The sequence below is a fragment of the Pseudomonas sp. GM84 genome (assembly GCF_000282535.1).
Classification (GTDB): Bacteria; Pseudomonadota; Gammaproteobacteria; order Pseudomonadales; family Pseudomonadaceae; genus Aquipseudomonas.
In genome coordinates, this window is record NZ_AKJC01000232.1 from 1 (window position 1) to 23,696 (window position 23,696).

A 23,696-nucleotide genomic window follows, 5' to 3' on the forward strand; every position below is an offset into this window, starting at 1 on the left:
CCTCCGCAAGACCTCCACTCGGCCTCCTGAAGTCGCAATTGGCGGTGACTGAACTACCCCGCGCTTAGAAGCAAAGGCAAAGGCAAAGGCAAAGGCAAAGGCAAAAACAGGCGACCGCGTGCTATCGAGGCTTCAAGTCCAGCCTGCGCAGATGGCAAGTCACTTCCTCACGGTCGTGATACAGCTGCTTGCAGGCGATCGACACCTTGACCTTGCGCGCCTTGAACGTCGCTTCCATCCGATCCAGCAAACGCCGCACTTCGGCATAGCGCTGCTTCATCGGCAACTTGAGGTTGACCACCGCCTCACGACACAGCCCCTCGCCCAGCCAAGTCTCGATCAACGCGGTGGTGCGCGCCGGCTTCTCGACGATGTCGCACACCATCCAGTCCACCGGCTGCTTCGGCTGCCAGGTGAACCCGTCGGCCATCAGATGCTCAACCAGACCAGTGTCCATCAGGCTTTCGGCCATTGGGCCGTTGTCGATGGCGGTGACCAGCATCCCGCGACGCACCAGCTGATAAGTCCAGCCACCTGGCGAGGCACCCAGGTCGACGCCAGTCATGTCATCGCCCAGGCGCTGCTCCCAGTGTTCCCGCGGGATGAACTGGTGCCAGGCCTCTTCCAGCTTGAGCGTCGAGCGGCTGGGGGCCTCGCGCGGGAACTTCAGGCGCGGAATACCCATCGGCCACAGCGCGCTGTTGTTCGCCTCGGCCACGCCCACGAACACCCGCCGCCCACTGATGAAAGTCAGCAACAGGCGCGGCCGGCTGGCGTCATCGACCAGACGCCCAGCCTTTTCCAACGCCTTGCGCAGCGGCACCTCGAACTTGCGGCAGAAGGTCGACAGCTCCTTGCCATCGTTGCTGTCCAGCACTTCCAGCCACAGGCTGCCAAATACCGGCAGCCCGGCCAGGTGCTCGAGCAGCACGCTGATGCGATCGCTCTCCGGCAGTTCGATGTAGCAGCCACGCGCCCACTGCCGCGGGAAGATCAGTTGGGCGAAGCGCAGCTGCGCCATCAACCGTTCGGCACCTTCGGCTTCGGCACAGACGAACTCGGCGCAAGCGCTGTGCGCCTTGCCTTTGGCATAGCCAGCAACCCCCAGGCGGGCGGCCTGCTCGCTGATCTCGGCGCAGACCTCACCCTCGAAACCGGGCCGGCAATGCATGAACAGGGTATTCATTTCTCACTCCACTACGGCTGGCGCACCACGGGCGCCGGCAGGGCGGCGATGATAAAGGAAGTTCGGAACCTGCGACACGCCCCGCCGGTCCAGAAAAGGGTCAGGGGTACCAAAGCGGTCTAACCTGACCTTTCAGCCAGGTCCGTGCCGTGCGGGCCGAAACAGAGCGGTGACACCGGCCAACAGCACAGGCCGGGCACCGGTGCAGAAGGAGTTGGCAATGCCCTCGCTCGATAGCCTGAACACCCTCAAGACCTTGAAGGTAGCTGGCCACACCTACCATTACTACAGCCTCGCCGAGGCCGCACGACAGCTTGGCGACCTGCAGCGCCTGCCCATGTCGCTCAAGGTACTGCTGGAAAACCTGCTGCGCTGGGAAGACGGTGAAACCGTCGTCGGCGACGACCTGCGCGCCCTCGCCGGCTGGCTGCAGGAACGCCGTTCCGATCGCGAGATCCAGTACCGCCCGGCGCGGGTACTGATGCAGGACTTCACCGGCGTGCCGGCGGTGGTCGACCTGGCCGCCATGCGCGCCGCCATGGCCAAGGCCGGTGGCGACCCACAGCGGATCAATCCACTGTCGCCGGTGGACCTGGTGATCGACCACTCGGTGATGGTCGACCGTTATGCCACGCCCCAGGCGTTCAGCGAGAACGTCGACATCGAGATGCAACGCAATGGCGAACGCTACGCCTTCCTGCGCTGGGGCCAGGACGCGTTCGACAACTTCCGCGTGGTACCGCCTGGTACCGGCATCTGCCACCAGGTCAACCTGGAATACCTCGGGCGCACGGTCTGGACCCGTGAAGCGGATGGCCGCACCTATGCCTTCCCCGACACCCTGGTCGGCACCGACTCGCACACCACCATGATCAACGGCCTGGGCGTGCTCGGCTGGGGTGTAGGCGGCATTGAGGCGGAAGCCGCGATGCTCGGCCAGCCGGTGTCGATGCTGATCCCGGAGGTGATCGGTTTCAAGCTCACCGGCAAGCTGCGCGAAGGCATCACCGCCACCGACCTGGTGCTGACCGTGACGCAGATGCTGCGCAAGAAAGGCGTGGTCGGCAAGTTCGTCGAATTCTACGGTGACGGCCTGGCCGACCTGCCCCTGGCCGACCGTGCCACCCTCGCCAACATGGCGCCCGAGTATGGCGCCACCTGTGGCTTCTTCCCGGTCGATGAGGTCACCCTCGATTACCTGCGCCTGTCGGGCCGGCCGAGCGAGGCGGTACAACTGGTCGAGCAGTACTGCAAGGCCCAGGGCCTGTGGCGCCTGCCGGGGCAGGAGCCGCTGTTCAGCGACACCCTGGCGCTGGACATGAACGAAGTCGAAGCCAGCCTGGCCGGGCCGAAACGGCCACAGGACCGGGTCGCCCTGGGTCAGGTCCGGCAGGCCTTCGACCACTTCATCGAACTGCAGCCCAAGCCACTGGCCAAGGAGGTCGGCCGCCTGGAAAGCGAGGGCGGTGGCGGCGTGGCGGTGGGCAATGCCGACCAGGCCGGCGAGGTCGACTACAGCCACCAGGGCCAGACCTACACCCTGCGCGATGGCGCCGTGGTGATCGCGGCGATCACTTCCTGCACCAATACCTCCAACCCCAGCGTGATGATGGCGGCCGGTCTGGTGGCGAAAAAAGCCTTGGAAAAAGGCCTGCAACGCAAACCCTGGGTGAAGAGCTCTCTGGCACCCGGCTCCAAGGTCGTAACCGACTACTACAACGCCGCAGGGCTCACCCCCTACCTCGACGAACTCGGCTTCGACCTGGTCGGTTACGGCTGCACCACCTGCATCGGCAACTCGGGCCCACTGGACGAGGCCATCGAGAAGGCCATCGCCAGCGCCGACCTCACGGTCGCCTCGGTGCTATCGGGTAACCGCAACTTCGAAGGCCGCGTGCATCCGCTGGTCAAGACCAACTGGCTGGCCTCGCCACCGCTGGTGGTGGCCTATGCCCTGGCTGGCAGCGTACGCATCGATCTGACCTGCGACCCGCTGGGCACCGGCAAGGATGGCCAACCGGTCTACCTGCGCGACATCTGGCCCAGCCAGCAGGAAATCGCCGCTGCCGTGGCCCAGGTCGACACCGCGATGTTCCACAAGGAGTACGCCGAGGTGTTCGCCGGCGACGCCCAATGGCAGGCCATCGAAGTGCCACAAGCGGCCACCTATGTATGGCAGGACGATTCCACCTACATCCAGCATCCACCGTTCTTCGACGAAATCAGCGGCCCGCTGCCTGAGATCAAGGACATCCAGGGCGCGCGCATCCTTGCCCTGCTCGGCGACTCGGTGACCACCGACCACATCTCCCCGGCCGGCAACATCAAGGCCGACAGCCCGGCCGGTCGCTACCTGCGCGGCAAGGGCGTGGAGCCGCGCGACTTCAATTCCTACGGTTCTCGGCGCGGCAACCATGAGGTGATGATGCGCGGCACCTTCGCCAACATCCGCATCCGCAACGAGATGCTTGCGGGTGAAGAAGGCGGCAATACCCTGCACGTGCCCACGGGCGAGAAGTTGTCGATCTATGACGCCGCCATGCGTTACCAGGCCGAGGGCACTCCACTGGTGGTGATCGCCGGCCAGGAGTATGGCACCGGCTCCAGTCGCGACTGGGCGGCCAAGGGCACCAACCTGCTGGGGGTCAAGGCAGTGCTGGCGGAGAGTTTCGAGCGCATCCACCGCTCCAACCTGGTGGGCATGGGCGTGCTGCCCCTGCAGTTCAAGGCTGGGCACGACCGCAAGCAGTTGGGGCTGACCGGCAAGGAGCAGATCGACGTAGTGGGACTCGCTGGCGCGCCGATCAAACCTGGCATGACCCTGCCCCTGCGCATCACCCGAGAGGATGGACAACAGCAGCAGATCGAGGTGCTGTGCCGGATCGATACGCTCAATGAAGTGGAGTACTTCAAGGCGGGCGGCATTCTGCACTACGTGCTGCGCCAACTGATCGCGAGCTAGAGCCGGCTGGGGCCGCACTGCGGCCCCTTCCACCCTGCGCCCTGCAAATATTCATTCAATAAAACCGCCGGCCTGCCGATACCCATCGAAAGCCTTGCGGATTACTCGACCCATGCGTAACAACCAGCCGATTACCCAACGGGAACGGACCTTCCCTGCACAACAGCGGTTGATCTCCACCACCAACGCCAAGGGTGTGATCACCTACTGCAACGATGCCTTCATCGACATCAGCGGTTTCTCGCGCGAGGAGTTGACCGGTGCGCCGCACAACCTGGTGCGCCACCCCGATGTACCGTCGGCGGTTTTTGCCCATATGTGGCAAACCCTCAAGCAAGGCTTGCCGTGGATGGGCATCGTCAAGAACCGCTGCAAATCCGGCGATCATTACTGGGTCAACGCTTACGTCACGCCGATTTTCGACAACAACCAGGTGGTCGGTTTCGAGTCGGTGCGGGTCAAGCCCAGCGCCGAGCAGATCCGCCGCGCCGAAGCGCTGTACCAACGCATCAACCAGGGCAAGACCGCGATCCCGCGCCGTGACACATGGCTACCGGTGCTGCAGGACTGGTTGCCGTTCATCCTGGTCAGCCAGGTCGGTTTCCTGATTGGCAACTGGCTGGGTCACTCCTGGGGCTTCGCGCTGGCCGCTGCCCTGTCCGTGCCACTCGGCCTGCTGGGCCTGGGCTGGCAGCAACGGGGCCTCAAGCGCTTGCTGCGTCTGGCCGAACAAACCACCTCCGACCCGCTGATCGCGCAGATGTTCACCGACAGCCGTGGCGTCCAGGCACGCCTGGAAATGGCCATGCTCAGCCAGGATGCGCGCCTGAAAACCTGCCTGACCCGCCTGCAGGACAGCGCCGAACACCTGAGCGACCAAGCGCGCCAGTCCGATGACCTGGCCCACAAGAGTTCTTCGGGGCTGGAGCGCCAGCGGGTGGAGACCGAACAGGTCGCCACCGCCGTCAATCAGATGGCCGCCACCACCCAGGAAGTGGCCAACCATGTGCAGCGCACCGCTGACGCCACCCAGGAAGCCAACCGTTTGACTGCCCAGGGACGGCAGATCGCCGGGGAAACCCGCGACGCCATCGAGCGCCTTTCGAGCGCGGTGGGCGAAACCGGCGCGACCGTGACTCAACTGGCCAAGGACAGCGACGAGATCGGCGGTGTGGTGGATGTGATCAAGGGCATTGCCGACCAGACCAACCTGCTGGCATTGAACGCCGCCATCGAGGCCGCCCGTGCCGGCGAAATGGGCCGTGGGTTTGCAGTAGTCGCCGATGAAGTGCGTCAACTGGCCCAGCGTACCGCCGAGTCCACCGGGCAGATCCACGGCCTGATTGCCAAGCTGCAGCAAACCGCCAACAACGCCGTGCAGACCATGGAAAGCGGCCACCGCCAGGCCCAGGAAGGTGTCGAACGGGTGATGCAGGCCGACCAGGCGCTGGTCGGCATCAGTGAGGCAGTGGCCAACATCACCGACATGGCCACCCAGATTGCTGCGGCTACCGAAGAACAGACCGCCGTGGCGGACGAGATCAGCCGCAACATCAGCACCATCGCCCAACTTGCCGACCAGACAGCCGAACAGGCGCAGCATTCGGCGTTGCTCAGTGAAGCGCTGAGCACCACGGCAGGTGGGCAGTACTCGCTGGTGGAGCGCTTCAACCGCTAAGCTCGCGTGGCCCCATCGCCGGCAAGCCGGCTCCCACAGGTACAGCGCTGATTTCAAGGGCACTGGTATCCCTGTGGGAGATACAGCGCTGATCTCAAAGGCACTGGTATCCCTGTGGGAGATACAGCGCTGATCTCAAAGGCACTGCTATCTCTGTGGGAGCCGGCTTGCCGGCGATAGGGCCATCACAGACTGCAACCGCCTACCAATCCAGCGTCAGGCGGCTTTCAAAGTAACGCTCTTCGCCCGTCAACGGGTCGCTGAAGCGCAAGCTGTGCGCCAACAGCTTCAATGGCCGCTGATAATCGTCGTCTTCCTTGAGCAGCTCGGGATAGAACGGATCATTGCAGATGCCCGCCCCCAAGGCCGCCATGTGCACCCGCAACTGGTGGGTCTTGCCGGTCACCGGCGACAGGCCGTAGCGCCACAGCTCACCCTGCTTCTCCAGCACTTCGGCGTAGGTTTCGCTGTTGTCCGCCCCTTCCACCTCATGCATGCGGAAAAACGGCTCGCCATGCACCAGCCGACTTTTGTGAACCAAGGGGAAATCCCGTTGGGGCATGGCTGCGGCGATGGCCTGGTAGCGTTTGTCGATACGCCGCTCCGGGAACATCCGCTGATAGGCGCTGCGGGTTTGCGGGTTGGCGGAAAACAGCACCAGGCCTGCCGTATGCCGGTCGATCCGGTGCAGCGGCACCAGGTGCGGGTTATCAAGGCGGCGGATCAAGCGCCGCAGCAAAGTCTGCTCGACATACTCGCCGGTTGGTGTGACCGGCAGGAAATGCGGTTTGTCGGCCACCACCAGATGCTCGTCCACGTGCAGGATGGTTTCCTCCACCGGGATCGGCCGCTCGTTGACCACCTCACGAAAATAATGCAACCGCATGCCGCGGCGGTAAGGCAGATCGGCGGCGACCGCCTGCCCTTCGGCGTCGAGCACACGGCCACGGGCAAATCGGTCGAGCCATTGATCGCGGCCAATGGCCTTGAAGTGGTCGCACAGGCAATCGAGCACCGTGGCCCAGTTGCCAGGTGGCAGGCACACCGTGCTGGCTTGCTGACGGGCGGGGTCGAAAGGACTGGACATGGCGGGACTCGAGTCGATCAAAGCCGGGCATTATCCCTCAAGCCCGGCAGCGCAACCAGCCTCGCCCCCTTGCTCGCTGCGCTCCTTCAGCCAGCGCAACACCTGCACGGGCTCCCAGCGGCCAGGGTCATAAAGCGCATACAGCAAGCCCTGATAACCCACCACGTCCAGCCCACGGTGATAGCCGGCGCGTTGGAACAGGGCTTCGATCTCGGCGAAGCAGGTATTGAAGTGGACCTTGCCGAACGGCGTTCGGTCATCGGTAACCAGGCCTTCAAGGCGCAATTCCAGCACAGCGTCACACACCCGCTCTACCGGCATGCGGTTGACGCTGTACTTGAGTTGCTCGACGTTGAGCATGGATTCACCTCGATACTGTATTTATATACAGCATACGAACATCCCGCTGCCGCCGTCAATGCGGTTCATTGCAGCCCCGGCAGATAGCCGGTGCCTTTGCGAATGGTCAGCACCTGTCGCCGGGGCGCGGCATGCGCCACCGACAAGTGCACCCACTGGTCGAACTCGAGGATCAGTTGGTCGAAGGAAACGGCGCTTTCGCTGACGCGGCGCGCGACGTCGCGAGGGGTCAGCTTGACTACCGTGAAATCAGCCGCCAAGCCCTGCAAATGCTGGCTTGTCGGCGAGCCGCCTATACGCGCGTTGACTGCGGCACTGCGGTAGCCGCTGGAGATGATGATCGGCGCGTCGAACAGCTCGCGCACCTGTTCCAGCGCACTGCACAGCAACTGCAAATTGGCGCGCGCCTCAGGTGGCGGGGTGTTGTCGAGCCCTTCCCTGGCGGCGAGCTGCGAAGCGATCATTTCATTGAGCGTGAAATGGGGAGTGATGAGCATGGTTGAGTTCCTGATGACCCATGAGAGATGCCGGCGTCAGCGCGCCGGCACTCGATCATCGCGACGCAGCATTCATCATGGCGCAGGGATGAAGCTCCACAAACGTCATCACTGCGCGAGAAACGCCACCACCTGTTCGGCATCGAACGGCCAGTGCAGCTCGGCACTCGTATCGCTACGACGCAGCACCGGGATGATCAAGCCATAGCGCTCGAAAAGCGCCTCGTTATCGGCGATGTCGACCAGCTCGACCAACAAGCCATGTTCGACAAATGGCATCAACACGGCTTCGGCCACTTCGCACAAGTGGCAGCCGACGGTGCCGAAGAGTTGGCATTCAGGCAGCATGGAGTAAGGCTCGGTTGGGATTGGAGAGATACCTATTCTAGGTCCGTCCCGCCCCCTGCGCACCTTGCCTCGCTCAATCCTGGCTGGTGGCCCCGATACGGTGCAGCGACAGGTCAGCACCCTGGAATTCCTGCTCATGGCTCAAGCGCAGGCCCAGCATGCTACGGATCAGGCCATACACGCCAAAGCCGCCGGCCAGTGCGACCAGCACCCCAGCCAGGCTGCCGATCAGCTGACTGATCAGGCTGACCCCTCCCATGCCGCCCAGGACAGACTGCCCAAAGATGCCGCAGGCAATGCCGCCCCACAGCCCGCACAGCCCATGCAGCGGCCAGACACCCAGCACATCGTCGATCTTCCAGCGGTTCTGCGCAGCGGTGAAGCTCCATACGAAGAGCACACCCGCCACCAGCCCGGTAGCCAGCGCGCCGATCGGGTGCATCAGGTCGGAGCCAGCGCAGATCGCCACCAAGCCGGCCAGCGGCCCATTGTGCAAGAAGCCTGGATCGTTACGGCCGGCCAGCAAGGCCGCCAAGGTGCCGCCGACCATGGCCATCAGCGAGTTGATCGCCACCAGGCCACTGACACCCTGCAGCGTCTGGGCACTCATCACGTTGAAGCCGAACCAGCCGATGATCAGGATCCACGAACCCAGCGCCAGGAACGGGATGCTCGACGGCGCAAATGCCACCAGGCGCCCCTCACGATAGCGTCCGCGCCGCGCACCCAGCAGCGACACCGCCGCCAGCGCCAGCCAGCCGCCCATGGCATGCACCACCACCGAACCGGCAAAGTCATGGAACGGCGCACCGAAGCGTGCCTGCAGCCAACCCTGGATACCCAGGTTGCCATTCCACACCACGCCTTCGAAGAACGGGTAGATGAAAGCCACGATCAACGCCGTGGCGCACAGCTGCGGGAGGAAGCGGGCCCGCTCGGCGATGCCACCGGAAATGATCGCCGGGATCGCGGCAGCGAAGGTCAGGAGGAAGAAGCACTTGACCAGGGCATAGCCATGGTCCGCCGCCAGTTGCGCCGCCGGGTGCAGAAAGCTCACGCCGTAGGCGATCCAGTAGCCGATGAAGAAATACACCAATGCCGAGATGGCGAAATCGCTGAGGATCTTCGACAAGGCATTGACCTGGTTCTTGTGGCGTACCGTGCCCACTTCGAGAAACGCGAAACCGGCATGCATGGCCAGCACCAAAATGGCGCCCATGAGGATGAACAGGGTGTTGGAACCGTGGACCAGTGAGTCCATTGCGCTGTGCATGTTTTCCATGAAAGAGGCAGACCTGCTGAAAAAGGCACCAGGACAGTTCAAGAACCTGCATCCCTGCACCGAATCGGTGCCAGCTCCCTGCCCTGTTTTGTCGAACCGGGCGAAGCCTGCGTGGTTTTTTCTTGGGTTTGTCGAGGATTGGGTTAAGGTTTATCGGTATCCGCCGGACGTGCTTGCCCTGGATCGGCGCACGGCCCGGGGCAAAGCCCCAGGTTGTGGCAAGTTCCTTTGAGCAAGGCTTAGCAAGGCCCATACCAGCGCTACAGTGAACCTTCCGCGCACCGGCAAACTCGAATGATCTACACACCACACAGGGAGAGCCCCATGGCCAGCAAATCGGCAAAGACTGCACAAGACATACTGATGGCTGACTTCCAGGCCTTGGTCCGTGATACCGAGAAACTGCTGGCCGACACCGCCAACCTGGCAGGCGATCAGGCCGACGAATTGCGCGAGCAGATTCACGAGCGCCTGACCCAAGCCCGCGAAACACTGCAACTGACCCAGGATTCGGTGAGAGAACGCGGCCAGGCGGCGCTGGGCAGCGCCGAGCAATACGTTCAGGAAAACCCTTGGCAGGCCATTGGCATCGCCGCCGGTGTCGGCTTGTTGATCGGCCTGCTGGCCAATCGACGCTGAGGAGCCCCCATGGAGAATGACGCCATTGCCAGCGGCGCTTCGGGCAAGCGCCTGGGCGCAGCACTGCTGGGGCTGCTGCACAGCCACATCGAGCTGTTCGGCATCGAGTTGCAGGAGCAGAAGGCACGCACCCTGAGCTTGCTGCTGTTCGCAGGGCTGGCGCTGGTGTTCGCGCTGCTCTTGCTGACGGCCTTGTCGGGCCTGCTGCTGGTGCTGCTGTGGGACAGTTATCGCCTGGCCGGCATCATCGGCCTGTGCGTGTTCTATGGCATCGCCGCACTGTATTGCGCGGTACGACTGAAGGCTGCGGTGTTCGACGAGTCGTCGCCCTTCGGCGCCACCCTCGAGGAACTTGCCAAGGACCGGGAGCGCCTGTTGCCATGAGCCTGCCTGAGCTGCCGAACACCCGAAACCCACGGGAGCTGCGCAAGGCGCTGCTGCGCTTGCGCATGGAGATGCATCGCCAGGAAATCCGCCACGAATCGGGACAGTTGCTGCAACCGCTACAGCGGCTTCGCGGCATGGGCGGGTCGCTGCACGAAGGGCTGGGCATCAAGCACGCGCCCCTGTGGGGCATTGGCGCAGTCGTGGCGCTGGGTTTCCTGACCGGCAAGGGCGTACGCAGCGGGAACCTGAGCCGCCTGGTGCGTTTGGGCAGCAGCCTGCTGCCGCTGATACGCCTCTACCTGCAAGCAGGGCGACGCCCCTGATCGTGGGCACCGCTGCCTCGGTAACGGTGCCCCCTGCCCCCCCTTGCGCCGCCCTGCCTGACGCAGGATGCTATGCCCTTCGATCGACAGGAGACCGAGCCTTGGACTGGCATACCCTGCTTACCCGCGAACGTCTGGGCAAAGCCCTGTACAGCCCCGAGGAACTGGGGCGCAGCCCCTTCCACAAGGACCACGACCGGATCATCTTCTCAGGCGCATTTCGTCGCCTGGGGCGCAAGACCCAGGTCCATCCCGTTTCCAGCAACGACCATATCCACACACGCCTGACACACTCCCTGGAGGTCAGTTGCGTAGGCCGTTCTCTGGGGATGCGCGTGGGCGAAACGCTGCGTGACAGCCTGCCTGATTGGTGCGCTCCCAGCGATCTGGGCATGATCGTGCAGTCCGCCTGCCTGGCCCACGACATCGGCAACCCGCCGTTCGGCCACTCCGGTGAAGACGCCATCCGCCACTGGTTCCAGCAGGCCGCTGGACGGGGTTGCCTGGATGACATGAGCGACGACGAGCGCGGCGACTTTCTCAATTTCGAAGGCAATGCCCAGGGTTTTCGCGTACTGACCCAGCTTGAATATCATCAGTTCGAGGGTGGCACCCGGCTGACCTACGCCACCCTTGGCACCTACCTGAAATACCCGTGGACAGCACGGCACGCCGATGCCCTGGGCTACAAGAAGCACAAGTTCGGCTGCTACCAGAGCGAGCTGCCGCTGCTGGAACAGATCACCCGCAAGCTGGGCCTGCCACTGCTGGAACCGCAGCGTTGGGCTCGCCACCCGCTGGTGTACCTGATGGAGGCCGCGGACGACATCTGCTATGGGTTGATCGACCTGGAAGACGGCTTGGAGATGGGGCTGCTGGACTACGCCGAAGTCGAAGCACTGCTGCTTGACCTGGTCGGCGATGACCTGCCCGAAACCTATCGCCAGCTCGGCCCTTCGGACTCCCGGCGACGCAAACTGGCGATTCTGCGCGGCAAGGCCATCGAGCACCTGACCAACGCCGCCGCGCACGCTTTCGTCGAGCAACAGCAAGCGCTGCTTGCCGGGCAGTTGAGCGGCGATCTGGTCGAGCACATGCACGGTCCGGCCAAGCGATGCGTGCTGCAGGCCAAGGACATGGCGCGCAACAAGATCTTCCAGGATAAACGCAAGACGTTGCACGAGATTGGTGCCTACACCACCCTGGAAATCCTCCTCAACACGTTCTGCGCTGCCGCCCTCGAACAGCACGGTGGGCGCACGCCTTCGTTCAAGAGCCAGCGTGTCCTGGACCTGATCGGCAGTAATGCTCCCAGTCCGCACGACTCGCTGTACAGGTCCTTTCTGCGCATGATCGACTTCATCGCCGGGATGACCGACAGCTATGCCAGCGAAATGGCCCGGGAAATGACCGGCCGGTCCAGCCCGACCTGAACCTGGGCGATGCCGCCTGGCCAAACCAGCCAGCGGCATCTTTGTAGGACGCTTCCTACAATTGACGTTTAATCAATAAACACGCATGACGAGAACAACCCAACAGCTGCTAAAACTGCAGTGGCAGAGAATCAATTTATTACACTTCGTAGCGTTAGTTGATTTCTCTTGTAGGCAATTTCCCATAAGAACCTATTCGCCACTCCTCGCACCCCCGGCGACTTGCAACTAGGTTAAGGTGCGCCCTGCCTTCGTCATCTGCCGCAGGGAACTTGAACATGTACACCGTATTCATAGTCGATGACCATCCCGTCATTCGCCTGGCTGTCCGTATGTTGCTCGAGAACCAGAACTACAAGATCGTTGGCGAATCAGACAATGGCGTCGATGCCATGCAGATGATTCGCGAAACCCTCCCAGACCTGGTGATTCTCGACATCAGTATTCCCAGGCTGGACGGCCTGGAGGTGCTTTCGCGCTTTCAGGCCATGGCCCTACCCTCCAAGGTGCTTGTTCTCACTGCGCAATCACCGGCACTGTTCGCCTTACGCTGCATGCACTCGGGAGCCGCCGGGTATGTGTGCAAGCAAGAAGATCTGAGTGAACTGCTCAGTGCGATAAAAGCCGTACTTGCCGGATACAACTATTTCCCAAGTCAGGCCGTTCACCACGACCACGAAACAGCGGAAGCCGACCTCAGGCTATTCCGCCAGGTCAATGATCGCGAACTCATGGTTCTGCAACTTTTTGCCCAAGGAAGAAGCAACAAGGAAATTGCCTCAGGCATGTTCTTGAGCAACAAGACTGTCAGCACCTACAAGAAACGCCTGATGCAGAAACTGCAGGTCGACACCTTGGTCGATCTCATAGAAATGGCCAAACGCAACGCACTGGTCTGAGGTCGCCGATGGCGCGATTCATTGGCGTGCTGTTCGCCTGCCTGGCATTGGCTGCTGGCCGAACCCAAGCCTTGGAACAAGAGGCCACGCCTTACTCCCTGCTGGCCCGCTCTCCGGCTGCAGCGGTAAGGCTGCAACTGACACCGCCGCAACAACAATGGCTGAAGGGAAGACAACAGCTTACGCTGGGTACATCAGCGCCTGATTACCCCCCCTTCGATATCACCAGTGGAGGGCGCGACTACCAAGGCCTGACCGCCGAGTATGCCAACCTGATCGGCAAAGCCTTGCAGCTGCCGATCAACGTGCTGCGCTACTCCAGCCGGCAAGAGGCAGTGGCTGCGCTCAAACGGGGCGATATCGACCTGCTCGGCAGTTCCAACGGTTATGAAGCCGCGACTGATGGCCTCGCGCTTTCGCACCCTTATGCCATCGACCAGCCGGTATTGGTCACCCGCGAGGATGAGCACCGAGCGCTCGGTCCCGACATGAACGGCATGCGCCTGGGCATGCTCTACCATTACCTGCCCATCCAGGACGTTCTTGCGGCTTATCCAAAGGCCGAACTGATGGCCTTCGGCTCCTCCTCCCAGGCCCTGAATGCCGTCGCTTTCGGGCAAGCCGACGTGTTCCTTGGCGATACCCTGTCAACCCACTTCCAGCTCAACCGCGGCCACCTGCCACGCTTGCGCATGGCCAGTTTTGGCGAGCACGAAAGCGTTGGTTTCGGCTTCGCCATCCGGGCCCGGGATACGTTGCTCATCGAGTTGGTGAACGCCGCTATCGACCACCAGCCTAGCGCCGTGCGCACCAGCCTGTTCAAGCGCTGGAGTGCCGGCGGCGAGCAGCTGTTGAGCAGTCGCAAACTACACCTGACGGCGGTAGAAGCCCGATGGTTGCAGGAGCACCCGATCATGCAGGTGGCCATCGACGAGACAGCCGCCCCGCTCTCCTATTTCGACGCCACGGGCCATTTCCGTGGCATAACCGCCGACCTGCTGGAGCTGATTCGCCTGCGCACCGGGCTGCGTTTCGAAGTGCAGCGCGCCAACGGTATCGCCGACATGGTTGCCCGCCTGGAAGACGGGCGCGTGAACATGATTGCCGCCCTGGCTGTCGATGGCATGCGCGAAGAGCACCTGCACCTCAGCCGGCCCTACCTCGAGAGCCCTCACGTACTGGTGACCCGTGAGCAAGACACCCAGTACGCGTCGCTTGAGCAACTGCGCGGGCGCCGCATCGCAATTACCCGCTACAGCGCCATGGCCGAACTGCTGGCAAGCCACTATCCGCAAACCGGCTGGATCGAGACCGAAAGCCCCTTTTACTCCATGGCCTTGTTGAGCAGTGGCGCCGTCGATGCCGTAATCACCACGCTGATCGATGCCAACCACGCCCTGGCAGGCAACGACGACCTGGTCATTCGCCGTACGGTGGGTAGTGAACCGGCGAATTTCGCCATGGCCACCACCGCCCAGGCCACCGCACTCGCCTCGATCCTGGAAAAGGCCTTGCTGAGCATCTCGCCGGAAGAGATGGGGGGCATCAATAACCGCTGGCGAGACTACAGCCTGCATGACGACAACAATTGGGACGAGTTTCGCCGCCTGGCCTTGCAAGTGTTGCTGGGCACCAGTCTGCTTCTGCTGGTGGCGCTGATCTGGAACGCCCGCTTGCGGCGCCAGATCAAGCAGCGCCAACGTGCCGAACGTGCCCTCGGCGATCAGTTGGAGTTCATGGGTGCGCTGCTCAACGGCACGCCCCATCCCATGTATGTGCGAGACCGTGACGGTTGCCTGCAGAGCTGCAACGCCAGCTACCTGGAGGCGGTTCAGGCAAGCCTTGACGAGGTGCTGGGCAAAAGTGTGGAAGACAGCCTGTTCGCCCCGGCGGAGCATACTCGGCAGATCCAGGCCGACTACCTGCAAGTCATGGCCGCAGGTGTGCCGTTGGTGGTGGACCGACCGTTGCGACTCAAGGAGCAGGAGATCACCATCTACCACTGGATCCTGCCTTACCGCGACTCGCTGGGTGAAGTGCAGGGCATCATCGGCGGCTGGATCGACATCAGCGAACGTCGCAAGCTGGTCCAGGACCTTCGCGAGGCCAAGCAGCAAGCCGATGACGCCAACCGGGCCAAGAGCACCTTCCTGGCCACCATCAGCCACGAGATCCGTACCCCGATGAATGCGGTGATCGGCATGCTCGAACTCGCAGTGAAACGTGCCAATCAGGGCCAGCTTGACCTTGCTTCGCTGGAGGTCGCCCACCATTCGGCGAAAGACCTGCTGGGGCTGATAGGCGATATCCTGGATATCGTGCGCATTGAGTCCGGCCATCTGAGCCTTTCACCGGAACCGGTCGAAGTGGCGGCGCTGGTCGAGTCGGTGGGCCGCATATTCGAAGGCCAGGCGCGGCAGAAAGGCCTGGCGCTTGAGGTCATCATCGGCTCTGGTGCCCGCTGCCATGCCCTGCTCGACCCCCTGCGTTTCAAGCAGATCCTGTCCAATCTGGTCAGCAATGCCATCAAGTTCACCGAGCATGGCCATGTGCGCATCTGCCTGAGCCTGCGCGACGCCAAGCCAACGGGCACCGCAAGCCTGGCGCTTGAAGTGCGCGACAGCGGCATCGGCATTCATGACGATGACCTGCAGCGCCTGTTCAACCCCTTCGTCCAGGCCAACCCGCACAGCCAGGGTGCCCGCGCAGGCACAGGGCTGGGCTTGGCCATCTGCCGCAGCCTGTGCGAAATGATGGGTGGCAGGCTGAGCATCAAGAGCCTGCCGGATTTCGGTACCCAGGTTCGTCTGATCCTGCCAGTGCAGTGCGTCGGTGCGCCGCCACAGCCTTCACCAATGGAGGACGACGTCGAGGTCCCGGACCCGCAACTGAATGTGCTGGTGATCGATGACCATCCAGCCAACCTGCTGTTGATGGCACAGCAGCTAGCCTACCTGGGCCTCAGCCAGACCACTGCCAGTGACGGCCGCGAAGGCCTCGACAAATGGCGTGAAGGGCTGTTCGATGTACTGGTCCTCGATTGCAACATGCCGCACATGAACGGCTATCAGCTCGCCGCCGCCGTTCGCGCCGAAGAGCGCCGCAGCAAGCGCCCACGCTGTGTGATTCTCGGCTACACCGCCAATGCTCAGCCAGAAGTCAGGCAGAAATGCTTGAGCGTCGGCATGGACGACTGCCTGCTCAAACCCATCAGCCTGCGCACACTCAGCCAGCGCCTGGCCACCATTGTCCGACGCGAACAGCGGGCAGTCATACCACTGCCGTTCGACCTGCAGGGCCTGCGCAGCATCGTAGGAGACAACCTGGACGAGCGTGATCGGTTGCTCACAGCCTTGCACCAGAGCCTGCAAGAGGATTTGGCCGAACTGATGGCCCTGAACCCCGATAAAGAGGCCATTGCCCTTCGCGAGCAGGCGCACAAAATCCTCAGCGCGGCTCGAATGCTGGAAGCACGGGGCATGATGTCGGCCTGCGAGGCCCTTGACGAGGAGAATCTGTCGCTGCCACAGCTGAAGCTGCGTCGGCAGGCATTGGCACGGCATATGCGCCGCATGGAGAAAGCCCTGGCCAGGGAACTGGCCAGGGCTTGATCGAGCGCCGTCCGTGCGGACGGCCGCTCAAGCGTGCATCAGGAAGCCGAGTTGATCGGCTTCTCTGGATACCAGGCGTCCAGCAGCGGGCTGACTTCGATCGAGGTCAGTTCGCTGCGGCCCTTGAGCCAGGCTTCGACGCTGGCGCGCTGCTCTTCGCTGACCGAACCACGCTTGGCCGAGCAGACCAGGCCGAAGTCATCGCCGCCGACATAATCCAGGCCGTTGGCATCCATGGCTTCTGCCAGGAAGGCGTCGAGGAAGGCATCGATGGCTTCGTCAGACAGATCTTCCTTGAAACCCAGGTTCAGTTCGAAACCCAGCTCCTGGAATTCATCCACGCACAGCTTCTTGCGCAGACGACGGGAACGGTTGGTAGCCATGAAACAATCCTCTTGAGTAATTACGCGCGGCACTTTAACAGTTTCCGTGGTGCAACGGCGCTTTTCCGTCGAACGTGGCGCAATGAGCGCTGCGGTTGGGGCATAATGCGCACTATATTTCGTCCTGGGGGCCATCACCTCTTACAGCCCCCATTGTCATTTTCCCTCGTCCGCAGGGTATTAATCTCATATGATCAAAACGCTTCGTCCCCTCGTTCTCGCCGGCCTGCTGCTGCCGTTCGCATTGCCCAGCCAGGCCGCGACCGTCAATACCACCCTGCCACCCAAGGTGCAGCAGGCGCTCAAGGCCAACAAGCTGCAGGACAGCGCACTGTCCCTGGTCATGCTGCCACTGAACGGCCCCGGCACGGCCACCGTGTTCAACGCCGATGTGTCGGTCAACCCCGCTTCGACCATGAAACTGGTCACGACCTACGCCGCTCTCGAACTGCTCGGCCCGACCTTCCAGTGGAAGACCGAGTTCTACACCGACGGTACCCTGAGCAACGGCGTACTCAACGGCAACCTTTACCTCAAAGGTGGTGGCGACCCAAAGCTGAACATGGAGAAACTCTGGCTGCTGATGCGCGACCTGCGCGCCAATGGCGTGCGCACCGTTACCGGCGACCTGGTGCTGGATCGCAGCCATTTCGTGCAACCTAACCTTCCGCAGTTCAACGACGATGGCGGTGACGTCAACAAGCCGTTCCTGGTCAAGCCCGACTCCTTGCTGGTCAATCTCAAGGCCCTGCGCTTCGTCGCCCGCAACGACGGCGGCAAGGTAACCGTCGCCGTCGAGCCACCGATCGCCAGCGTTCGCATCGACAACCAGGTCAAGGCGGTTGCCTCCAAGCAATGCAAGGGCGACGTGCGCTACAACCCGGTCGCCCAACCCGACGGCATCAGTGTGGTAGTCAGCGGTCAACTGGGCGACGGCTGCAATTCGCAGACCTACCTTTCGCTGCTCGATCACCCGACCTACGCCGCCGGCGCCGTGCGGGCAATCTGGAACGAACTGGGTGGCAGCATCCAGGGCCGTGACCGGGTCGAGAACGTGCCCAAGAGCGCCCGCCTGCTGGCCCGGGCCTTCTCGCCGGACCTGGTGGAAGTGATCCGCGACATCAACAAGTACAGCAACAACACCATGGCCCAGCAGTTGTTCCTGAGCCTTGGCGCACAGTTCCGCACGGACGCCGATGGCGACGACGCCCGCGCTGCCCAGCGCGTGGTGCGCCAGTGGCTGGCGAAGAAAGGCATCACTGCCCCGCACCTGGTGATGGAGAACGGTTCGGGCCTGTCGCGCGCCGAACGGGTCAGTACCCGTGAGATGGCAGCGCTGCTGCAGGCGGCGTGGAACAGCCCGTACTCGGCCGAGTTCATCAGCTCGATGCCGCTGGTGGGCATGGACGGCACCATGCGCAAGCGCCTCAAGCGCACCGCCATGACCGGTGAGGGCCATATCAAGACCGGTACCTTGAACACCGTGCGCGCCATTGCCGGCTTCAGCCGTGACAGCAATGGCAATACCTGGGCGGTGGCGGCGATCCTCAATGATCCGAAGCCGTGGGGGGCTTCGCAGGTGCTGGATCAGGTGTTGCTGGACCTTTATCGCCAGCCGACCATGGGGGCTAGCACGGCAGCTACCGCGCCCTGATCTTTCTGGCGCCCTCATCGCCGGCAAGCCGGCTCCCACCGAAGTCCCGCTGCTGAGTTCAGCGCAGTACCTGTGGGAGCCGGCTTGCCGGCGATGAGGCCGCCACTGGCACCAAGGCGCTCAACTCAGCTCAGCTCCCCTTCAACCCGATCCCGCCCGGCCTGCTTGGCGGCATACACCCCTGCATCCGCCCGCAACAACAAGGCATCGGCGCCCTCCCCCGGCCGCCACCCTGCCACGCCAAAACTGGCAGTCACCTTGCCCACCCCCTCGACCGGCACACTGCGCACCCCCTGCCACAGCTCCATGGCCAGCACCTGCGCCTGCTCGGCATTGCTGCCCGGGCACAGCACCATGAACTCTTCCCCCCCCAACCGACAGAACACATCGGTACGCCGCAACCGCTGGCCAATGCGCTGGCACAAGCTGCGCAGCACATGATCACCCACCGCATGGCCAAACTGGTCGTTGATGCGCTTGAAGTGATCGATGTCGAGCATGATCACCGCCAGGTCCTGATCTTCGCGCTGGGCACGGTCCAGTTCGACCTTGATCCGCTCCTGGAAGTAACGGCGGTTGTGGATGCCGGTGAGCGCATCGGTGACCGACAGGGTGCGCAGATCTTCTTCCACGCCCTTGAGGTCGGAGATATCGGTCAGGTAGCCATGCCATAGCGTGCAGCCCTCCTCACCCACCTCCGGAGTCGCCTCACCGCGTATCCAGCGCAACCCGGCACGCGGCAAGCAGACGCGGTACTCCTCGCGCCACGGCGTCAGGTGCTCGGCCGAATAGCGGACCGAGCGGCGCACACGCTCCAGGTCTTCGGGATGAATACGCTCGAATACCGCCGTGGCGTCTTCTCGCAGCAGTTGCAGGTCGACTTCGTAGATATCGAAGAGCCCTTCACTGGCATAGGGGAAACAGGAGTGGCCATCGGCATCCAACCGATATTGATAGATGCCCCCTGGCACTTCCGCACTGAGCTTTTCCAATAGCCGATCACGCAGTGCCAGCGCTTCATGCACCCGGCGCCGCTCGGTGACATCGATGCAGATCGCGAGATATCCGACCCACAGCCCCTGCTCGTCCAGCACAGCGGTGACCAGCATGTTGGCCAGCAGTTGGCTACCGTCCTTGCGCACCAGGGTCCACTCGCTGGGCTCGGCGCCACCCTCCTGCAGGGTATCGGCGAACATGGCCTGGCCACCGGCAATAGGACGACCGTAGCGCAGGCTCAGTGCATGGGCGCGCTGGTTGAGTTCTTCAGGCAGTACCAGATTCTCCAGCCGAAGCTGCCCAACCACCTCGGCGGCCAAATAGCCCAGCATGCGTTCGGCACCGGCATTGAAAGTGCTGACCACGCCCTTGAGGCTGGTGGCGATGATGGCCACCTGGGTAGCGGCGTCGAGCACGCTGCGCAGCTGGTTGTGGGTTTCGCGCAACGACTGCTCGCTGACGCGCAGCTCCAAGGTGCGCTGCTCGACCAGCCTCAAGGCCCGCTGCCGTTGACTGAACAGGTTGTAGAGCAAGGCACTGAGCAACAGGCTCAGCAAGCCACCCAGAAACCCCACCGCCAATGCTGCCGAGGAGCGATTGCCCTGCATGAACACCTGGCTCGGGCGGATATCGATCTGATAGTGGTGGTCGGCCAGGTGCAGCAACTGGCTGCTCACCAGCGCCAAGGATGCCGGCGGGTTCTGCGAGTCGAACAACACTTCACGGCCATCGCGCCCGCTGGAGTCGACGATGCGCACCACCAGGTTGTCCTCGCCGGTCGTCGGCAATCCATCGCTGATCAGTTGACTCAGGTTCAGCAACGCCATGACGTAGCCGACGGGGGCGCCTGGGGCCTCGCTATCGGGCTCTTTATCAGAGAACACCGGCGCGACCATCAACAGCCCGCGACTGTAGCCCGCTGCGACATTGATCATGTCCAACGGCTCGGACACCGCCATGCTGCCAGGCAGCACGGCACGCTTCAGGGCCTGCTCGCGTGCAGGCTGGCTGCGCAGATCCAGCCCGTAGGGTTGGCCCTGCTGCTGGATGGCCTGGGTGTAGAGCACCGGAAAGTAATGGTCGCGAGGCGGCGCCGCCTGCCAGTTACCCTGGCCATCCTGCTCGCGGATCTCGTATGCCTGCCCCAGCCTGGCGCTGGCCTGGCGTTCGAACTCGCGACGCTGGGCATGCTCGACCCGCGGCGCCCAGGAGTAGGCCTGGGTGCGCCGCAACAAGGGTTGGGCGTAACCGTCGAATTCGCGGGGGGTAATCTCGTTGGAGAAGCTGAAGAAGCGCCGCAGACCATCGAGGCGCTGTTCCTGGTCGTCGAAGCGTTCGGCGATACGGCTATAGCGCTCGCTGGCCAGCAGCTCGAAGCGCTGGCGCAGTTGCTGCTTGTAGAAGGCCTGCGTGGCCAGTGCCAGGCCGGCCGACAGCAAGCCGCCGGCCACCAGCGCCACCAGCGCCACCGCCCAGGCGGCCATCGCCTCTCGGCACAGGCCCAGCACCTTCGCACGCACGCCATACTTCGACATAGATCGATCTCGTCACGTCAGCGTCCTGCGATTGTCTGGCCCTGTGCTGAGTTATAGCTATTGGCCATTAGCTATGCAATATCGCCTGTCGTTTCAGCGCAGTTGCAGGCGCCAGGCCCGGTGAATGCGGCTGTTACGGGCGAAGTCCGGGTCCAGGGTCTGTGCGCTGATTTCTTCCACCACATACCGCGCAGCCAGGTGCTCGTCGAGCTGGAACTTGCGGAAGTTGTTGGAGAAATACAGCGCGCCACCCGGCGCCAGGCGCGCCATGGCCAGGTCGAGCAGCTGCACGTGGTCGCGCTGTACGTCGAACACGCCTTCCATGCGCTTGGAGTTGGAGAAGGTCGGCGGGTCGATGAAGATCAGGTCATAGCTGTCGCGGTTGCCTTCCAGCCAGGCCATGACATCGCTCTGCTCCAGGCGGTTGCGCTCGGAGAAGCCGTTCAGCGCCAGGTTGCGACGTGCCCAGTCCAGGTAGGTCTTCGACAAGTCGACGCTGGTGGTGCTGCGCGCGCCCCCCTTGGCGGCATGCACGGTGGCCGTGGCGGTGTAGCAGAACAGGTTGAGGAAGCGCTTGCCCTCGGCCTCGCGCTGGATGCGCATGCGCATTGGGCGGTGATCGAGGAACAGCCCGGTGTCGAGGTAGTCGGTGAGGTTCACCAGCAACTTCACGCCGCCTTCCTTGACCTCCAGGAAACGCCCCTCGGTGGCCTGACGCTCGTATTGACGGGTGCCGCTCTGCCGCTCGCGGCGCTTGAGCACCACGCGCTGCGGATCGATGCCCAGTGCCTGGGGAATCGCCGCCAGGGCGTCGAGCAGGCGCGCCTGGGCCTTTTCCGGGTCGATCGAACGCGGCGCGGCGTATTCCTGCACGTGCACCCATTCCTGATAGAGATCGACCGCCAGGGCGTACTCGGGCATGTCGGCATCGTACAGGCGGTAGCAGTCGACCTGTTCACGGCGCGCCCACTTGCCCAGCTGCTTGAGGTTCTTCTGCAGACGGTTGGCGAACATCTGCGCCCCTTCCGACAAGCGTGCCGGCTCGCTGGCCACCGCCACCGGACGGCCGGATTCGCCGTTGTCGCCCTGGGCCTCGCGGCGCTCGCCGGTGACGAACTGGTCGGGTTGCACCTTGAACAGCAGCAGCTTGCAGGGCAGCGCGCCGTTCCAGAATGCGTATTGCTTGTGGCTGCGCAGGCCCATGCGCTTGCCCAGTTCCGGGGCGCCGGTGAATACCGCCGCTTCCCAGCCCATGCACGCCTGACGCAGGCGCTCGCCGAGGTTCTGGTAGAGGTACAGCAAGCTGGCTTCGTCGCCCAGGCGCTCGCCATACGGCGGGTTGCTGATGACCAGGCCTTTCTGGTTCTGGTCTGGACGCGGCTCGAAGCTGGCGACCTCGCCCTGGTAGATCTTGATCCAGTCACCGAGGCCTGCGCGCTCGACGTTGTTGCGCCCCGGCTGGATCAGCCGTGGGTCGGCTTCGTAGCCGCGAATCCACAGCGGCGGCTTGGCCAGCCCCGCCTGGGCACGGGCCTGCCCCTCCTCATGGACCTTGCGCCAGGTGGCCGGGACATGGCCCAGCCAGGCGCTGAAGCCCCAGCGCTCGCGCTTGAGGTTGGGGGCGATGTCGGCGGCGATCATCGCCGCTTCGACCAGGAAGGTACCCACACCGCACATCGGGTCGGCCAACGCGCCGCCCTCGGCGGCGATGCGTGGCCAGCCGGCGCGGATCAGCACGGCCGCCGCCAGGTTTTCCTTCAGCGGCGCGGCGCCTTGCTGCAGGCGGTAACCACGCTGATGCAAGCTGTGGCCGGAGAGGTCAAGGGACAGAATCGCCTCGCCCCGGTCCAGGCGCAGGTGTACCCGCACGTCCGGATCGACCTTCTCCACCGACGGGCGCAGGCCCTCACGGTTGCGCAGTTTGTCGACGATCGCATCCTTGACCTTGAGTGCGCCGAAGTGGGTGTTGTCGATGCCCGAACCATGACCGCTGAACTCCACCGCCAAGGTGCCGTCGGCGGCCAGGTGATCGGCCCAGTCGACCGCGTTCACGCCGTCGTACAGGTCGTCGGCGTTTTTCATGGAGAAGCGCTTGAGCACCAGCAACACGCGGTTGGCCAAACGCGACCAGAGGCACAGGCGGTAGGCAGTTTCCATGTCGGCGGTGCCGCGAATGGCCGAGGTGTGCTCACGCACTTCGTCCAGGCCGAGGCCCTTGGCCTCTTCGGCAAGCAGGCCTTCCAGGCCTTTGGGGCAGGTGAGATAGAGTTCGAAACGGTCCGACATGAGGATTCCAGCGCCTTGGGCTATTTGACTGACGAGGCGACGCATCGCTTCGCCGATGTTTGCCCGAACGCCCTTCCAGCAAGCGTTCGAGTGGCCTTCGCCGACTGCATCAACGCAGTCGGCTGGCCAGGCCGCCTGATCGATCTGCTG

At 63.3% G+C, this 23,696-nt stretch carries 19 protein-coding genes; 10 read left to right on the forward strand and 9 right to left on the reverse strand.

Annotated features, from left to right (window positions below; genetic code table 11):
- Window positions 1–121 precede the first annotated feature (121 nt).
- Window positions 122–1,186: a 23S rRNA (cytidine(2498)-2'-O)-methyltransferase RlmM gene (rlmM, locus tag PMI38_RS18665; RefSeq protein WP_008097171.1), complete on the reverse strand. Its 1,065-nt coding sequence runs from the start codon at window positions 1,184–1,186 to the stop codon at window positions 122–124.
- 220 nt (window positions 1,187–1,406) lie between these two features.
- Here rlmM and acnA point away from each other — a divergent pair, with 220 nt between their 5' ends.
- Window positions 1,407–4,148: an aconitate hydratase AcnA gene (acnA, locus tag PMI38_RS18670; protein WP_008097172.1), complete on the forward strand. Its 2,742-nt coding sequence runs from the start codon at window positions 1,407–1,409 to the stop codon at window positions 4,146–4,148.
- A gap of 112 nt (window positions 4,149–4,260) precedes the next feature.
- A complete protein-coding gene (locus PMI38_RS18675) occupies window positions 4,261–5,826 on the forward strand; it encodes a methyl-accepting chemotaxis protein (protein ID WP_008097173.1) in 1,566 nt (521 codons plus the stop codon).
- Between the two features lie 202 nt (window positions 5,827–6,028).
- Here the strand turns inward: PMI38_RS18675 and PMI38_RS18680 are convergent, their stop codons facing one another.
- The 5 genes from PMI38_RS18680 to PMI38_RS18700 all read right to left on the reverse strand — a co-directional run bounded on the left by PMI38_RS18680 (window position 6,029) and on the right by PMI38_RS18700 (window position 9,400).
- Entirely contained in the window at window positions 6,029–6,913 is an 885-nt protein-coding gene (locus tag PMI38_RS18680) for a pseudouridine synthase (protein ID WP_008097174.1), read from the reverse strand.
- Window positions 6,914–6,943: 30 nt separating this feature from the next.
- On the reverse strand, window positions 6,944–7,273 hold the full coding sequence (locus PMI38_RS18685; protein ID WP_008097175.1) for a hypothetical protein: 330 nt from the start codon (window positions 7,271–7,273) through the stop codon (window positions 6,944–6,946).
- A 65-nt stretch (window positions 7,274–7,338) separates the two neighbouring features.
- Window positions 7,339–7,770, reverse strand: coding sequence for a D-Ala-D-Ala carboxypeptidase family metallohydrolase (locus tag PMI38_RS18690; RefSeq protein WP_008097176.1), 432 nt, complete (start codon window positions 7,768–7,770; stop codon window positions 7,339–7,341).
- Window positions 7,771–7,878: 108 nt separating this feature from the next.
- Window positions 7,879–8,118 (reverse strand): glutaredoxin family protein, encoded by a 240-nt coding sequence (locus tag PMI38_RS18695; RefSeq protein WP_008097177.1) that lies wholly within the window; start codon window positions 8,116–8,118, stop codon window positions 7,879–7,881.
- A 73-nt stretch (window positions 8,119–8,191) separates the two neighbouring features.
- The gene (locus tag PMI38_RS18700; RefSeq protein ID WP_008097179.1) at window positions 8,192–9,400 is read right to left on the reverse strand and encodes an ammonium transporter; all 1,209 of its coding nucleotides are present in this window, start codon (window positions 9,398–9,400) and stop codon (window positions 8,192–8,194) included.
- On the opposite strand from PMI38_RS18700, the gene PMI38_RS27130 reads away from it, so the two are divergent.
- From PMI38_RS27130 to PMI38_RS18730, 7 genes are all read left to right on the forward strand, one after another.
- Entirely contained in the window at window positions 9,399–9,632 is a 234-nt protein-coding gene (locus tag PMI38_RS27130) for a hypothetical protein (RefSeq protein ID WP_157214878.1), read from the forward strand. The two genes, PMI38_RS18700 and PMI38_RS27130, sit on opposite strands and share 2 nt — an antisense overlap.
- 92 nt (window positions 9,633–9,724) lie before the next feature.
- Window positions 9,725–10,039, forward strand: coding sequence for a DUF883 family protein (locus tag PMI38_RS18705; protein WP_008097180.1), 315 nt, complete (start codon window positions 9,725–9,727; stop codon window positions 10,037–10,039).
- Window positions 10,040–10,048: 9 nt separating this feature from the next.
- Window positions 10,049–10,423, forward strand: a complete 375-nt coding sequence (locus PMI38_RS18710) for a phage holin family protein (protein WP_008097181.1) — start codon at window positions 10,049–10,051, stop codon at window positions 10,421–10,423.
- On the forward strand, window positions 10,420–10,749 hold the full coding sequence (locus PMI38_RS18715) for a hypothetical protein (protein WP_008097183.1): 330 nt from the start codon (window positions 10,420–10,422) through the stop codon (window positions 10,747–10,749). Before PMI38_RS18710 ends, PMI38_RS18715 begins: the two co-directional genes overlap by 4 nt.
- Window positions 10,750–10,850: 101 nt before the next feature.
- Complete coding sequence (locus PMI38_RS18720) at window positions 10,851–12,182, forward strand: deoxyguanosinetriphosphate triphosphohydrolase (protein ID WP_008097185.1); 1,332 nt, start codon at window positions 10,851–10,853, stop codon at window positions 12,180–12,182.
- 278 nt (window positions 12,183–12,460) lie between these two features.
- The gene (locus PMI38_RS18725) at window positions 12,461–13,081 is read left to right on the forward strand and encodes a response regulator transcription factor (protein WP_008097187.1); all 621 of its coding nucleotides are present in this window, start codon (window positions 12,461–12,463) and stop codon (window positions 13,079–13,081) included.
- A gap of 8 nt (window positions 13,082–13,089) precedes the next feature.
- Complete coding sequence (locus tag PMI38_RS18730; protein ID WP_008097193.1) at window positions 13,090–16,692, forward strand: ATP-binding protein; 3,603 nt, start codon at window positions 13,090–13,092, stop codon at window positions 16,690–16,692.
- 38 nt (window positions 16,693–16,730) lie between these two features.
- Here the strand turns inward: PMI38_RS18730 and PMI38_RS18735 are convergent, their stop codons facing one another.
- Window positions 16,731–17,075 (reverse strand): YggL family protein, encoded by a 345-nt coding sequence (locus PMI38_RS18735; RefSeq protein ID WP_008097195.1) that lies wholly within the window; start codon window positions 17,073–17,075, stop codon window positions 16,731–16,733.
- 190 nt (window positions 17,076–17,265) lie between these two features.
- Here PMI38_RS18735 and dacB point away from each other — a divergent pair, with 190 nt between their 5' ends.
- On the forward strand, window positions 17,266–18,729 hold the full coding sequence (gene dacB, locus PMI38_RS18740) for a D-alanyl-D-alanine carboxypeptidase/D-alanyl-D-alanine endopeptidase (RefSeq protein WP_008097197.1): 1,464 nt from the start codon (window positions 17,266–17,268) through the stop codon (window positions 18,727–18,729).
- A 125-nt stretch (window positions 18,730–18,854) separates the two neighbouring features.
- Here dacB and PMI38_RS18745 read toward each other — a convergent pair whose 3' ends face one another.
- Together PMI38_RS18745 and rlmKL are read right to left on the reverse strand one after the other, a co-directional pair.
- Window positions 18,855–21,260, reverse strand: a complete 2,406-nt coding sequence (locus tag PMI38_RS18745) for a sensor domain-containing diguanylate cyclase (RefSeq protein ID WP_008097198.1) — start codon at window positions 21,258–21,260, stop codon at window positions 18,855–18,857.
- 93 nt (window positions 21,261–21,353) lie between these two features.
- Window positions 21,354–23,546: a bifunctional 23S rRNA (guanine(2069)-N(7))-methyltransferase RlmK/23S rRNA (guanine(2445)-N(2))-methyltransferase RlmL gene (gene rlmKL, locus PMI38_RS18750; RefSeq protein WP_008097199.1), complete on the reverse strand. Its 2,193-nt coding sequence runs from the start codon at window positions 23,544–23,546 to the stop codon at window positions 21,354–21,356.
- Window positions 23,547–23,696 lie beyond the last annotated feature (150 nt).

Coding starts and splice junctions, on each gene's coding strand:
- rlmM (WP_008097171.1), bottom strand. CDS start 1,186: ATGAATACCCTGTTCATGCATTGCCGGCCCGGTTTCGAGGGTGAGGTC.
- acnA (WP_008097172.1), top strand. CDS start 1,407: ATGCCCTCGCTCGATAGCCTGAACACCCTCAAGACCTTGAAGGTAGCT.
- PMI38_RS18675 (WP_008097173.1), top strand. CDS start 4,261: ATGCGTAACAACCAGCCGATTACCCAACGGGAACGGACCTTCCCTGCA.
- PMI38_RS18680 (WP_008097174.1), bottom strand. CDS start 6,913: ATGTCCAGTCCTTTCGACCCCGCCCGTCAGCAAGCCAGCACGGTGTGC.
- PMI38_RS18685 (WP_008097175.1), bottom strand. CDS start 7,273: ATGCTCAACGTCGAGCAACTCAAGTACAGCGTCAACCGCATGCCGGTA.
- PMI38_RS18690 (WP_008097176.1), bottom strand. CDS start 7,770: ATGCTCATCACTCCCCATTTCACGCTCAATGAAATGATCGCTTCGCAG.
- PMI38_RS18695 (WP_008097177.1), bottom strand. CDS start 8,118: ATGCTGCCTGAATGCCAACTCTTCGGCACCGTCGGCTGCCACTTGTGC.
- PMI38_RS27130 (WP_157214878.1), top strand. CDS start 9,399: ATGAAAGAGGCAGACCTGCTGAAAAAGGCACCAGGACAGTTCAAGAAC.
- PMI38_RS18700 (WP_008097179.1), bottom strand. CDS start 9,400: ATGGAAAACATGCACAGCGCAATGGACTCACTGGTCCACGGTTCCAAC.
- PMI38_RS18705 (WP_008097180.1), top strand. CDS start 9,725: ATGGCCAGCAAATCGGCAAAGACTGCACAAGACATACTGATGGCTGAC.
- PMI38_RS18710 (WP_008097181.1), top strand. CDS start 10,049: ATGGAGAATGACGCCATTGCCAGCGGCGCTTCGGGCAAGCGCCTGGGC.
- PMI38_RS18715 (WP_008097183.1), top strand. CDS start 10,420: ATGAGCCTGCCTGAGCTGCCGAACACCCGAAACCCACGGGAGCTGCGC.
- PMI38_RS18725 (WP_008097187.1), top strand. CDS start 12,461: ATGTACACCGTATTCATAGTCGATGACCATCCCGTCATTCGCCTGGCT.
- PMI38_RS18730 (WP_008097193.1), top strand. CDS start 13,090: ATGGCGCGATTCATTGGCGTGCTGTTCGCCTGCCTGGCATTGGCTGCT.
- PMI38_RS18735 (WP_008097195.1), bottom strand. CDS start 17,075: ATGGCTACCAACCGTTCCCGTCGTCTGCGCAAGAAGCTGTGCGTGGAT.
- dacB (WP_008097197.1), top strand. CDS start 17,266: ATGATCAAAACGCTTCGTCCCCTCGTTCTCGCCGGCCTGCTGCTGCCG.
- PMI38_RS18745 (WP_008097198.1), bottom strand. CDS start 21,260: ATGTCGAAGTATGGCGTGCGTGCGAAGGTGCTGGGCCTGTGCCGAGAG.
- rlmKL (WP_008097199.1), bottom strand. CDS start 23,546: ATGTCGGACCGTTTCGAACTCTATCTCACCTGCCCCAAAGGCCTGGAA.